Here is a 14,257-nt window from a genome sequence, read left to right as displayed (position 1 = left end):
GTGCGCTTCTCACCGGCGCTGCAGCACACGCTGGACGACGGTACACACGCCTTCCTCGAAGTCGGTCCGCGTCCCAGTCTCGCCCTGCTCGCCCGCCAACACTCGCAGAGTCGTGGCCGCACGATCGTCGCCTCGCTGGGCGACGGCCCGGCCGACGAGCGCAGCGCATGGCTCGGTGCTGCCGGCGCCCTGTGGTCCGCCGGCGTCGCGATCGACACCGGCGCCTTCGACCACCGCGAGAACCGGCGTCATGTACGCCTGCCGACCTACCCCTTCGAGCGCAAACGGCACTGGATCGATGCGCGCCTGCCGGCGTCCGTGACCCCGATCGCCGCCGCCCTTTCGCCTGCTTCTCCCGTCGTTCCGGAGCCCCTCATGCCGATGCCTTCCGTCCCCGCCAGCCATGCCCGTCCGCAGCGCCTCGTCGGCGAACTCCTCGCCCTCTTCGAGGATGTCTCGGGTACCGAGCTCGAAGGTGTCGATCCGGGAGCCAATTTTGTGGAACTGGGCCTGGATTCGCTGTCGCTCACCCAGGTGGCGCTGCAGCTGCAGAAAACTTACGCATTGAAAATCACCTTCCGCGAACTGATGGACGGCTGCTCGTCGTTCGAACGGCTCGCGGCGCACATCGATCGCCTGTTGCCGGCTGAAGCCCAGCCGGTGGCGCCCGTGGCCGCGGCCGTCGCCGCGCCTGTCACGGCGGCGGCGCCCATGCCGATGGCCATGGGCGGCGGGCTGGTCCAGGACGTGATCGCGCAGCAGATGCAGATCATGCGGGAACAGCTGGCGTTGCTGGCGGGAGCCGCCGCTCCCGCACTTGCCCAGAATGTCGCGGCAGCGGCTGCTGCCCCTGTAGGAGCCGATTCATCGGCGATGGCTGCGGCAGCAGCCGCCAGTTCGTCGCGAGCACCCTTCGCCGATGAATCGGCTCCTACCGAGCAGGGCTTCGCTGCCGGGGCGAACGGGGGCGCGACGCCGGACGAAGAAGCCGCGCTCGCTCACACCACTTACGACGTCAAGAAGGCCTTCGGCGCGATCGCGCGCATCCACCATGGCGCGACCGAACTCAGCGGTCGGCAGCGCGCCCGGCTGGACGCCTTCATGCGCCGCTACATCGAGCGCACGAAGACTTCCAAGGCCTATACCGAGGAACACCGTGGCCATCTCGCCGATCCGCGCGTGGTCAACGGTTTCCGTCCCCTGCTGAAAGAAATCATCTACCAGATCGTGATCGAGCGCTCGAAGGGCTCGAAGGTCTGGGACATCGACGGCAACGGCTATGTCGACGCACTGAACGGCTTCGGCATGAACCTGTTCGGCTGGCAGCCGGATTTCGTCCTCGACGCCGTGCGCAAGCAGCTCGACGCCGGGTACGAAATCGGCCCGCAGCATCCGCTGGCAGGTATCGTCGCCAAACAGGTGTGCGACCTCACCGGCTTCGATCGTGCCGCCCTGTGCAACACCGGTTCCGAGGCGGTCATGGGCTGCGTGCGCGTCGCGCGCACCGTCACCGGCCGCGACACGCTGGTGATCTTCACCGGCTCGTACCACGGCATCTTCGACGAAGTGATCGTGCGCGGCACGAAGAAGCTAAAGTCCGTGCCGGCCGCGCCGGGCATCCTGCGCAATACCTCCGAACATGTCCTCGTGCTCGACTACGGCACGCCCGAGTCGCTGCAGATCATCCGCGAACGCGCGTCCGAGATCGCCGCCGTCCTGGTCGAGCCGGTGCAGAGCCGCCGCCCCGACTTCCAGCCCGTCGAGTTCCTGCAGGAACTGCGTGCGATCACCGAGGAAGCCGGTTCGCTGCTCATCTTTGACGAAGTGGTCACCGGTTTCCGCGCGCACCCACGCGGTGCCCAGGCCGTGCTCGGCATCGACGCCGACATGGCTTCCTATGGCAAGGTCGTCGGCGGCGGCTTTCCGATCGGCGTGATCGCCGGCAAGCGCCGCTTCATGGACGCCCTCGACGGTGGTCACTGGCGCTTCGGCGACGACTCCACGCCGACGGTGGGCGTCACCTATTTCGCCGGCACCTTCGTTCGCCACCCGCTGGCCCTGGCCGCGGCGCACGCGGTGCTCACCCATCTCGCCACCGAGGGCGGCCAGCTGCAGGCGACGCTCAACGCCAAGGTCACCGCCATGGCCGAGGAACTGAATGCGTTCTGCGTGAGTGTCGGTGCGCCGATCCATGTGGTCCACTTCGCGTCGGTGTGGAAGACCACCTTCACCGAGGATCATCCGCTGCAGGATCTGCTCTTCGCGATGATGCGCAGCCGCGGCATCCACATCCTCGACAACTTCCCCTGCTTCTTCACCACGTCGCACAGCGAGGCGGATTTCGCCGCCATCGTCGCCGCGTTCCGCGAATCGATTCTCGAAATGCAGGAAGCCGAATTCCTGCCGCGCCGCCGCGAGACGGCCTCCTTCGATGCCGAGCGTCCGCCCATGCCGGGTGCGCGCCTGGGCAAGGATCCCGAAGGCCGTCCCGCGTGGTTCGTTCCCAACCCGGATGCGCCGGGCAAGTACCTGAGGGTCACCGCATGATGCCGAACGAGCTGGCCGCCGCCACAGCGGTCGACTATGACCCCTTCGCCGGTGCGCCGCTGTCGCGGCTCGTGCCGACCACGGAGCCCCAACGCGAGGTGTGGCTGGCATCCCGGCTGGAGCCGGAAGCCTCGCTGGCATACAACGAAGCGGTCTCGATCAACCTCAAGGGCTTGCTCGACGTGCCGGCTCTCGAGGCGGCCCTGCAGGCGATCGTCGATCGCCACGAAGCGCTCCGGGCCACCTTCAGCAGCGATGGCGAGAGCCTGTTCATCGCCGAACACACCACCCTGCCGATCGCCTTCCACGACCTCTCGCTGCTCGCGCCGTTCGAGAGCGACGCGAGGATCATGAACGCGTTCAACCGCATCGTCACCACGCCGTTCGATCTCGAACACGGCCCGCTGGTGCGCGCGGAAGTCTTCCGCCTCGCGGCGGACCGCCACCTGCTCACCATCGCCGCGCATCACATCGTGTGCGACGGCTGGTCTTTCGGCGTGATCGTTCGCGATCTCGCCGCTCTTTACGCGCAGGGCACGGGACAGGGCGCAGGCCCGGCCGCCGCCGGCGCGTTCTCGAACTTCGCGTTGGCCGAGGCCGCGCACGCCGGCACCGGGGCAGCCCGCGAGGACGAACAGTACTGGCTCGGGCGCTTTGCCGGCTCCGCGCCCGTGCTCGACCTCCCCACGGACCGTTCCCGCCCCCGCCGTCGGTCGTTCACCTCACGGCGCGAAGACCGCACGCTGGACCCGGCCGATGTCACCGCGATCAAGCGCCTGGGCGCGGCGCATGGCGCGAGCTTCTACGCCACGCTGCTGACGGGCTTCGCCGTCCTGCTTCGCCGTATCGCGGGGCAGGACGATGTCGTCATCGGCATGCCATCGGCAGGCCAGGCAGCGGAAGGCCATGACACCCTGGTCGGCCATTGCGTCAACGTCCTGCCCCTGCGTACGCAGATCGGCGAGACCGCCACCTTCGCCGAACTCCTCGGTACGGTCCGCAACGACCTCCTCGATGCCTTCGATCACCAGCGCTACACGCTGGGCAGCCTGCTCGCCCGCCTGTCGATCGCGCGGGATCCCTCGCGCCTGCCCCTGGTGACGGTGCTGTTCAACCTCGACGCGCAACTCGACGAGAGCACGGTGACGTTCCCGGGCCTGCGCTTCGACGTGGAAGCCGTGCCGCGCGCGTACGAGAACTTCGAACTCTTCATCAACGCGGTGCAGGTCGATGGCGCGTTGCGCCTGGAATGCCAGTACAACGCCGACCTGTTCGATGGCGCGACGATCCAGGGCTGGCTCGACGCGTATGCGATGCTCCTTCGCCAGGCAGCGCTCGACCCGACGGCCGAGGCCGTGGCGCTACCGATCGTGTCCGACGCGGTGTACCGCGAACTGGCCGCGCTGCAACCCGCGCCGACGCCGTTCCCGGAACTGCGCCTTGCGCACGAATTCTTCGAACAGCAGGTAGACCGCGCACCCGAGCGGTCGGCCGTGCGTCACGCCGACCGCTCGCTGAGCTACGCCGCACTGGAGTCACGCTCCAACCGTGTCGCCAACGCCTTGCGCGATCGCGGTATCGGTCACGGGGACCTGGTCGGACTGTCGCTCTCGCGCGGACTGGACATGGTCGCTGGCGTGCTCGGCGTGCTCAAGTCCGGCGCCGGCTACGTTCCACTGGACCCGACCTTCCCTGCCGACCGCCTCACCTTCATGGCCGAAGACGCCGCCCTGGCTGCCCTCGTCATCGACGACAGCGCACCACTGGCCTTCCCCTTCGATCCGACGCGCGTGCTTTCGCTGGCCAGCGACGAAGTGGTGCACGCCTCGTTCGATCGCCCGGAGCGCAACCGCAAGGCGGCGACGCCCGATTCGGTCGCCTATGTGATCTTCACCTCCGGCTCGACGGGGCGCCCGAAGGGTGTGCGCGTGCCGCACCGGGCCGCTGCCAACTTCCTGACCAGCATGCAGCGCGTGCCAGGCATCGCACCGGACGATCGCCTCGTCGCGGTGACCACGCTCTCGTTCGACATCGCCTTCATGGAGCTGATGCTCCCGCTGACCAGCGGCGCCGAGATCGTGGTCGCCGGTCGTGACGACGTGCGCGACGGGGGCCAGCTGCGTCGGCTCATCGAAGAAGTCGATGCGACGATGATGCAGGCCACGCCGGCGGGTTGGCGCCTGCTCGTCGACGCCGGCTGGCATGGCCGCCCGGCGTTCCGTGCCGTCTCCGGCGGCGAGCCGCTGCCGGTCGACCTGGCCGAAGCCCTGCTCGACCGCTGCGGCGAAGTGTGGAACGGCTACGGCCCGACCGAGACCACGGTGTATTCGACCTACTGGCGTGTATCGGATCCGCGCGAGGGCATCTACATCGGCCGTCCCATCGCGAACACCACCGTGCATATCCTCGACGAGCGCGGCAACCATTGCCCGCTCGGTATTCCCGGCGAGATCCACATCGGCGGTGCCGGTGTCACCCTCGGCTATCTCGACCGTCCGCAGCTCACCGCCGAACGTTTCGTTCCCGATCCCTGGTCGGAGACCCCGGATTCGCGCATGTACCGCACGGGCGACCGCGGGCGCTGGCTGGCCAACGGCATGATCGAGCACCTCGGCCGCCTGGATTTCCAGGTGAAGGTGCGCGGCTATCGCATCGAGCCCGGCGAAATCGAAAGCGTGATCGCCGACAGCCCCGACGTCGGTCGTGCCGTCGTCATCGCACGTGAAGATCGCCCCGGCGACGTGCGTCTGGTGGCCTACGTGGTGGGTCGCGACGGCGCGACGGTCAGCGAGGAGACGTTGCGCTCGCGGCTGCGTTCCCGACTCCCCGACTACATGATCCCGCAGCACATCCTCGCGCTCGATGCGATTCCCTTGATGCCTAACGGCAAGATCGATCGCAAAGCGCTGCCGCCGCCGATCGCGCACTCCGTGGCCACGCCCGGCGAGCGCATGGCGCCGCGCAACGAGGACGAGCGGCGCGTCGCCGCCGCGATGGAAGCGGTACTCAGCCTGCCCGATCTCGACGTTCGCGACGACTTTTTCTCGCTGGGCGGCCACAGCCTGCTGGCCGCTCAGCTGACGGCCCGGCTCAATCGCGAGTTCGACGTCACGCTCTCGTTCCGCACGCTGTTCGATGCTCCCACCATCGAGCAGCTCGCAGCCGCGATCGGCTCGCAGGTCGCCAGCGGCAGCGCTCCCGCCGCCGCTCCGATCGACCACCGCGTCGAGCAGGATCACGCACCACTGTCGCTCATGCAGCGCCGCCTCTGGGCGCTCGAACGCATGCATCCTGGCCGCGTAACCTATAACGCGCCCTCGGCGCATCGCCTGCGCGGACGGCTCGACGAACACGCCTTCGACATGGCGTTCCAGGCACTGATCCAGCGGCAGCCGAGCATGCGCACCGCGTTCCGCGACGTCGGCCAGGACATCGCGCAAGTCGTCTCGTCGCAACTGGCGTATCCGTTGTTCCCGGCCGAAGACCTCTCGGACCTGCCCGCCGAGGAGCGCGAGGCGCGCCTGATGCAGCGCCTGCAGGAACTGACCGACACGCCGTTCGACCTGGGTAGCGCGCCGTTGTTCAGCGCGCGCATGTTCCGTCTCTCCGCCGACGAACACGCCTTCTTCTTCATGCCGCACCACATCATCTGGGACGGCTGGTCGTTCGACATCCTCTACAACGAACTGTCGGCGCTGTATCGCGCCTTCGTCGCCGGGTTGCCCTCGCCGCTTGCCGCCCTGCCGGTGACGTATGGCGATTTCGCCGAGTGGCATTCGCACTGGCTGGAGTCCCCGGCCTTCCAGTCGCAACTCGGCTTCTGGCGCGAGCGCCTTGCCCAGATGGGCGACGTGCGTGCCCTGCCGACGGATCATCCGCGCCGCCCTGGCATGTCCGGACTGGGTCGCACCGAGTGGATCCGCGTCTCGCGCGATGACACCGACGCGATGCACGAGGTGGCGAAGCAGGCCGACGCCACGCTCAACATGACCTTGCTCGCGCTGTATTACGCGATGCTGTCGAGCTCGGCAGGCCAGCACGAACTGGTCGTCGGCACACCGGTGCGCGGCCGCAACCAGACCGAGGTCGAGTCGGTCATGGGCTACTTCAACAACCTGTTGCCGCTGCATGTCAGCGTCGACCCTGCGCTGTCCTTCCTCGAATTCGTGCGCCACGTGAAGCGCACTGCCATCGAAGCCTTCGGTCACCCGGATGTGCCGCTGGAATACCTGCAGCGCGAGCTGAAGGTCGGCCACGGTGCCGGCGCCACGCTATACCAGGCGCTGTTCTCGTTCCAGGACGCACGGCAACGTTCGGTCGACTGGGGTGGCCTGGCACACGAACAGATCCTGCTCTTCCAGAGCGCCGCGACGGAGGACCTCGGTCTGTGGTTCCTCGAGAGCAACGCCGGCATGGTGGGTGGCGTCACTTACAACGCCGACCTGCTCCAGGCCAGCACCGCGCGCCTCATGCGCGAGCGCTATCTCGACATGATGAAGCGTGTCGCCGCCGATCCCTCGCTCTCGGTGGGTTCGCTCACGGCGGCAACGCCCGCCGAACGCGAGAAGATGCGCGGCTGGAACGCCACGGGCAGTGACGCCCACCTGCCGCTCGACCTGTACGCAATGGTGGAAGCCCGCGCGAAACTCGCGCCTGATGCGACCGCCGTCATCCACGGTCCGCGTACCACCAGCTACGTCGCCCTGCTGCGCCGTGCGCTGCGCATGGCGATCCTGCTACGCGATCGTGGCGCACTGCAGGGCAGCGTCGTCGGCCTCTGCGTCGACCCCGGCGCCGACCGCCTTGCCGGCCTCCTCGCCATTGCCCATACCGGCAGCACGGCCTTGCTGCTGGATCGTGCCGATCCTGCCGCGCGCCTGCGCGACATCGTGGCAGACGCGCGCATGACCGTGATGATCGGCGACATCGCCCTGGAGGCCACGTTGGACTGGCCGCGCGCCTGCGCGCTCTGGCTCGACGCGGACCACGCCGAAATCGATGGCGTGCTTCTCGACGACGTGCCGGTCGGCGCCTATCCCGAACCCGATGCCGCGGCCATCGCCTTCCACGTACCCGGACCCGACGGCAACGCGCGTGGCGCCTCGCTCTCCCATCGCTCGCTGACCAACACCGTCGAAGGCCTGGTCAAGGCACTCGACCTGCGTGCCGACCAGCGCATCGGTGGCGACGCGCTGGCGAACGATCCCTTGTCGATCATCGAGCCCCTGCTCGCCCTGGCCGTCGGCGGCTCATGGGTGGTGCAGGAGCCACAGGATCTTGCACGGGGCGAACTCACCCCACTGGACCGGTTCATCGCTACGCCGGAAACCTGGCATGCGCTGCTCGAGAAGGACTGGGCCGGTGACCGGACGTTGGAGGCCGCCGTCGTCGGGGGCATGCCCACGCCGGAACTGGCCATGCATATCGGGGAGCGCACAGCCGGCCTGTGGACGCTGTTCGGCGACGCCTTGTCGGCACCGGTCGCCACCTGCGGCCGCGTGGACGGTGCCGTCGATGCGCTGCATGAAGGCCGCCCGCTGGCCAACAGCGAAATCTGGATGCTCGACGACGACGGCGAGCCTTCCCCGATCGGCGCGACCGGCGAAGTCGCTATCGCCGGCCGCGGCCTCGCCATGCCGTTCGGCACGCGCGCGCTGGCCGATCGCCAGCCGGGCGACGATCGTCTTGTCCGCACGGGCTATCGCGGCCGCTGGCTCGCCGATGGCGTGGTCCAGGTGCTCGACCGTGACGATCGGCGCATTCGCCGGTACGGCCTGGACATCGAACCCACCGCCATCGAGACCTTGTTGCTCGCCCAGCCCGGCATCATCCGTGCGCTAGCGGTACCCCGTACCGGCCACGCCGGTGACCAGCGCATCGACGCCTATGCCGTCGCGACACCGGGCTGCCAGCCCGACGTGGAAGGCGTGCGTGCCGCACTGGCCACCCACCTGCCCGCGTGGTCGATGCCGGCCAGCCTGACCCTGCTCGACGCCATGCCACTGCTGGCGACGGGGGAGCCGGACATCGCCGCGCTGCCGCTGCCGACRGAGCAGCATGCCGGTCAGGGCACACCGAGCAGCGATGCGCCGCATACCGAAAGTGAGCGCCTGCTGGCGACGGTGTGGCAGGAGCTCCTGGGCATGTGCCGGGTACGCACCAGCGACAACTTCTTYGACGTCGGCGGTCACTCCCTGCTCGCCGTCGACATGGCCATGCGCGTGCAGAAACTCACGGGCGTGCAACTGAACCTGCTCGATATCGCGAACGGTACGCTCGGCACGCTCGCCGCGGATCTCGCCCTGGCTTCGCCGGTGGCGCCTCCCGCGTCGAAACGTGGCCTGTTCAGTCGCCTGCTCGGGCGCGGTTGACACGATGGCACCGGGGGGAACGCCATGATCTCGCACCTTGCCTGGCTCGCCTGCTGGACGTCGGCCCTGTTGCTGGTCCATGTCTTCGTCGGCTATCCCGTGCTGATGTGGCTGCAGGCGCGTCTTCGCCCGCGGCCGGTMGCCCGTCGCACCATCCTGCCGACGGTAAGCATCGTGATCGCGGTGCACGATGGTGCGGGCTTCATCCGAGCGAAGCTGGCCAGCCTGCAGGCGCTGGACTATCCGGCCGAACTCATCGACATCGTGATCGCCTGCGATGGTTGCCACGACAGCACGGTGACGACAGCACGCCGCTCCACCGATCCGCGCCTGACCGTGCTGGATTTCCCCAATCGTCGCGGCAAGGCCGCCTGCCTCAACGACGCGGTGGCGCTGACGCGTGGCGAGGTGCTGTTGTTCACCGACGTACGCCAGAAGCTCTCGCCTACCGCGCTGACCGAACTGGTCGCTAACCTCGCCGACCCCACGGTGGGCGCGGTCGGCGGCGAACTGCACATGGAGAACGTACGGACGGGCTTTGCCCAAGGCGTCGATTTCTACTGGCGCTACGAGAAAGGGATCCGCCACGCGGAGAGCCGCTCCGGCTCCACCATCGGCGTGAGCGGTGCGCTCTACGCGATGCGTCGCAGTCTCTTCCAGCCGATTCCCCCGGGCACCGTCCTCGATGACGTACTCGTACCCATGCGCGTCGCCGCGCAAGGCAAGCGCGTGGTCTTCGAACCGCGCGCCATGGCCTGGGACCAGCCCTCGCAGGTGCCCGAAGACGAGCGCCGCCGCAAGATTCGTACGCTGGCGGGCAACTACCAGCTGATCCAGCTTGCCCCCTGGCTGTTGCTGCCGTGGCGCAACCCGCTGTGGCTGCGTTTCGTCAGCCATAAGCTCCTTCGCCTGTGTGCACCGTGGCTCATCCTCACCCTGACGTTGAGTACCGGCCTGCTGTTCATGCGACACCCGATGTATGCCGTCGCGTTCTGCTGTCTTGTCGCCGGCGCGTTCATGGTCGGCCTCGCACGCCTGCGACCGGCGCTCGGTCGTCTGCTGCCCTTACGTATCGCCCTCGCGTTCTTCTACCTCAACCTCTTCGCGGCCCAGGCCCTGCTTGCCTTCGCCCGCAACCGAAGGCTGCACCTATGGTGATCGACATGAACGATGGCGCTCCAGGCATCCGTGGCCGTCTCGGCGAGCTGTGTTACTCCAGCGGCCTGCTGCATTCGTTGCAGCGGGTGCGGGCGTGGTGGCAGCGCGACCTGCGCATCCTCGCCTACCACCGGATCATGCCGCTGCCCGATCCGGACACCTACGAGTTCGACCTCGAACTGATCAGCACGCCGCCGGACCAGTTCCGCGAGCAGATGCTGCGCATCCGCAAGTACTTCAGGCCCATGCGCCTGACCGATGTCGTCGCTTCGCTGGACGCCGGCGAAGCGCTGCCGCCGGACACCGTGGCCGTGACCTTCGACGACGGCTACGACGACAACTACCGGATCGCCGCGCCGATCCTCGACGAGCTCGGCGTGCCGGCGACTTTCTTTGTTTCCACCGGCCATATCGACAGCGGCAGGCCGTATGCGTACGACTGGCTCGTCCACATGATCCTGATGACGCGCGTGCCGCGTCTCGTGCTGCCCGAGTTGCAGATCGACGTGGCGCTACCTGCCGACCGCGCCTCGCGCCGGCGTATCGCCGGCAGCGTCCTGCTGAAGATGAAATGGCTGGATGCCTTGGGCCAGGCCGCCATGACCGAGCGTCTGGAAGCGGAATGGAACATGCCCTCGGCCAACGCCCGGCCGGTCGACTGCCGCCCGATGACCTGGGACCAGGCGCGGGAGATGGAAGCCGCAGGCCTGGAGTTCGGCTCCCACGGCGTGCACCACCGCATGCTCGCGCGCCTGCCGCAGGACGAGATGGAACGGGAAATCCGCGAATCCAAGACCACGCTCGACCGCGAGCTCCGTCATCCCTCCATCCTCATGTCCTACCCCGTGGGCGGCGACCGCGCGTACAACGACGCCGTGATCGCGGCCACGCGAAATGCAGGCTTCAAGCTGGGCTGCAGTTATATCTGCGGGACCAATGCCGAGCCCTCGGTGAACCGCTACGCCCTTAACCGCCTGCCGGTGGAAAGCAACATGGGTCCGGGCTGGTTCGCCGCGATGCTCGCCCTTCCGCAGCTGATGAGCTATCCCACGGCGGCGCATGAAGCGAACGGCCCGAAGGATCACGCATGTTCCCCCTGATCCTCTTCTATGTGGTACTCACGATCATCCGGCCCCAGGATTACCTCCCGGGACTGGAGAACGTGCCCGTGCTTCCCGCCGTGCTGTTGCTCGCGTTCGGTGCCTGGCTGTTCTCGAACGCGAAGACCTTCGCCGCCCCGCAGTTCCTTATCCTGCCCGCCTTCCTGGTGATCCTGATGATCTCCCAGGTCACCAACGGATGGACAGGAGGCGCGATCGACGAACTCGCACGGTTCGGGCCGGTCGTGATCGCGTTCTTCGTCTTCGGTGCGGCCTGTAACACGCAGAGGCGCGTGCGCATTGCCATGGGCGTCTTCGTCGCCTGCGCCGCGGTGCTGGCCCTGCATGGCGTGGAACAGTCGCGCCTGGGTACCGGCTGGACTGGCATCCCGCTGAGCGAAGGCGGTCGCATCCAGTACGTCGGCATCTTCAACGACCCGAACGACCTGGGCCTGCTGTTCGCCGCCTGCCTGCCCATGGCGGTGTTCCTCGGCCGGCGCGGCGCCGGCATGACGCGTCCGCTCTGGCTCGGCTGCACCATGCTGCTGCTCTACGGCATCGTGCTGACCAACTCGCGCGGCGCGCTGCTCGCCGTGCTGATCATCGCCGGCTGCTACGTGTGGTATCGCAAGGGTATGGTGGTGGCGGGCATCCTCGGCGTGCTTGGCCTGACCGCGATGAAGCTGGTCTCCTCGCGCATGGACGAGCTGGACGCCGGCGAGGAATCCGCTGCGGGACGCGTCGACGCCTGGTACGCAGGACTGGAGATGTTCCGTGACAACCCTGCCTTCGGCGTCGGTGCCGGCAACTTCACCGAATACAACGAACTGACCGCGCACAACTCCTTCGTGCTGGTGTTGGCCGAGACGGGTTTCGTTGGCTTCGTCACGTGGCTGGCCTTCGTCGGTTACGGCTTCTGGATGATGCTGACTATCATCCGCCACGTCCGCGTGCCCGGAAACGATCCGGCCATCGAAGCGGAATGGGCGATGGAGAAGCAGATGGCGCTGACCCTGCTGCTGTCGCTGTGCGGCCTGTTCGCCGCCGCGTTCTTCCTCAGTCGCAGCTACATGGTGGTGCTCTACCTGATCGCCGCGATGGTCGCGGGCCACTACATCGGCGCACGCAAACGCTGGCCGGAACTGCCCTTCTTCCGCCTGTCCGATGGCGGATGGCGCTGGGTTCCCGCGGCGGCAGGCAGTGTCGCCGCCCTCTTCGTTCTCGTCGCCGTCCTGCTGAGAACCGTATGAGTCTCTACGAGTCCGCGCTGCGCAACGTCATCTGGCCCGCTTACGAAGGCGGCCTGCGCCGGCGCGAGACGCCGAGGTACATGCGCCGGTACGAGAACGATCAATGGCTCAGCCGCGAGCGGATCGAGGCGCTGCAGTTCGAACGCCTGCAGCGCCTGCTCGCATGGTGTTATCGGGAGGTGCCGTTCTACCGCGAGCACTGGAGCGCGCTCGGCATCGCCCCGCAGGACATCCGCAGCATGGCCGACTTCGCGCGGTTGCCCGTGCTGACCAAGGCCGACATCCGCAACCACGCCGATGACCTGAAAGCCACGTCGTTGAAGGACGGCCTCGGCTACAAGGCCACCGGCGGTTCCACGGGCGAGCCCCTGCGTTTCGGCTTCACGCGCGAGAGCAACGACCGGCGCGTCGCGGTGATGTGGCGCGGGTACGGCTGGGCCGGCTCACGCATGGGGCGCCGGACGCTGTTCCTCTGGGGAGGCCCGGTCGGCAACCCCAGTGCGGGTCACCAGCTGAAGGATCGCCTGTACAACGCCGTGTTCGCCCGCAAGCTGCTCAACAGTTTCGAGATGACCGAGACCAACCTCGCCAGCTACGCTGACGCCATCGATGCGTACCGGCCCGAGGTCATCGTGAGCTACGTGGGACCGCTGGTCCGCCTGGCCGAATGGCTGCTGGCGAATAACCGTCGCGTCGCCGCGCCGACGTCCATCATCGGCGCCGCCGAGGCCCTGCACCCCTTCCAGCGCGAGATCATCGAGCGCGCCTTCGGCGCACCAGCCTTCAACACCTATGGCTGCCGCGAATTCATGCTCATCGCCTCCGAATGCGAGCATCGCAACGGGCTCCACGTCAACGCCGATCACCTCGTGGTCGAGACGCTGGACGCCAGCGGCCGTCCGACGCTCGAGGGCAGCGGCGAGATCGCCATCACCGACCTCTTCAACTACGGCATGCCGTTCATCCGATATGTCAACGGCGATATGGCCACCCACGCCAGTGGCGAGCCCTGCCCCTGTGGCCGCGGCCTGCCGAGGCTCGCTTCGGTGGATGGACGCAAGCTGGACGCCATCCGCACGCCGGCCGGCCACGTGTTGCCGGGCGAGTTCTTCCCGCACATGCTCAAGGACGTGCCGGGCCTGACCCGTTTCCAGCTGGTGCAACGACGCCTCGACCGGCTCGACCTGTCGATCGTCCGCGGCGATCAATTCAACGATGCCTCCCTCGACTACATCCGCCGTGAGGTCGCCAAGGTGCTCGGTGAAAGCGCCGAGCTGCATTGCCACTTCGTCGACGACATTCCGCTGACGCGAAGCGGCAAGCTGCGCGTCACCGTATCGGAGCTGACCTCGTGAACATCACGCATTTCGTCGAGAACCTCAATCGGGGCGGTCTCGAGCGCATGGTGCTCGACCTGGTCACCGAGCAGCACCGGCTCGGCCACAAAGTCCAGGTGATCTGCCTGTTCGAACGCGGCTCGCTGGCCGGCGAACTGGACGCACTCGGCATTCCCGTGCACGCCTGCCACAAGCGGCGCGGCTTCGATCTGCGCGCCATCGGCCGCGCACGCGGCTACATGACGGCCCACCGGCCCGAAGTGCTGCACACGCATAACGCGGTCGCGCACTACCAGGCCGTGCTCGCCTCGGCCGGCATGGGTATCAGGCAGGTGGTGAACACCCGTCACGGCATGGGTGGCCAGCAGAAGCCCGGCCGTCGCGAGTGGTTGTTCCGCCGTGCCATGAAGGCCACCGATGCGGTGGTCGCCGTCTGCGAGGCAGCACGTCGCGATGCGGTGCATCGGGGCATCGTGCCGGCGGCGAAGGCTTGC

The 14,257-nt window shown here is 67.7% G+C and carries 7 protein-coding genes; all 7 read left to right on the top strand.

Features of this window, described 5'->3' with window-relative positions; genetic code table 11:
* A partial coding sequence (locus AC1DYM_RS22225) for an aminotransferase class III-fold pyridoxal phosphate-dependent enzyme (RefSeq protein WP_477342100.1) occupies positions 1 to 2,547 on the top strand: 2,547 nt, incomplete at its 5' end.
* Positions 2,544 to 8,918, top strand: coding sequence for an amino acid adenylation domain-containing protein (locus AC1DYM_RS22220; protein ID WP_477342098.1), 6,375 nt, complete (start codon positions 2,544 to 2,546; stop codon positions 8,916 to 8,918). The genes AC1DYM_RS22225 and AC1DYM_RS22220, both read left to right, overlap by 4 nt.
* 24 nt (positions 8,919 to 8,942) lie before the next feature.
* Complete coding sequence (locus AC1DYM_RS22215) at positions 8,943 to 10,076, top strand: glycosyltransferase family 2 protein (RefSeq protein WP_477342096.1); 1,134 nt, start codon at positions 8,943 to 8,945, stop codon at positions 10,074 to 10,076.
* 5 nt (positions 10,077 to 10,081) lie between these two features.
* Positions 10,082 to 11,176 (top strand): polysaccharide deacetylase family protein, encoded by a 1,095-nt coding sequence (locus AC1DYM_RS22210; RefSeq protein ID WP_477342094.1) that lies wholly within the window; start codon positions 10,082 to 10,084, stop codon positions 11,174 to 11,176.
* Positions 11,164 to 12,426 (top strand): O-antigen ligase family protein, encoded by a 1,263-nt coding sequence (locus AC1DYM_RS22205; protein WP_477342092.1) that lies wholly within the window; start codon positions 11,164 to 11,166, stop codon positions 12,424 to 12,426. The genes AC1DYM_RS22210 and AC1DYM_RS22205 overlap by 13 nt, the downstream gene beginning before the upstream one ends.
* Positions 12,423 to 13,781, top strand: coding sequence for a phenylacetate--CoA ligase family protein (locus tag AC1DYM_RS22200; RefSeq protein ID WP_477342090.1), 1,359 nt, complete (start codon positions 12,423 to 12,425; stop codon positions 13,779 to 13,781). Before AC1DYM_RS22205 ends, AC1DYM_RS22200 begins: the two co-directional genes overlap by 4 nt.
* Positions 13,778 to 14,257: glycosyltransferase (locus tag AC1DYM_RS22195; protein WP_477342088.1), on the top strand; the 480-nt coding region annotated here is incomplete at its 3' end. The genes AC1DYM_RS22200 and AC1DYM_RS22195, both read left to right, overlap by 4 nt.

It is taken from the genome of Luteibacter sp. P1_D3 (assembly GCF_056406135.1).
The sequence above is the reverse complement of the archived record's forward strand: the minus strand, read 5'-3'. Positions and strand labels throughout refer to the sequence as shown.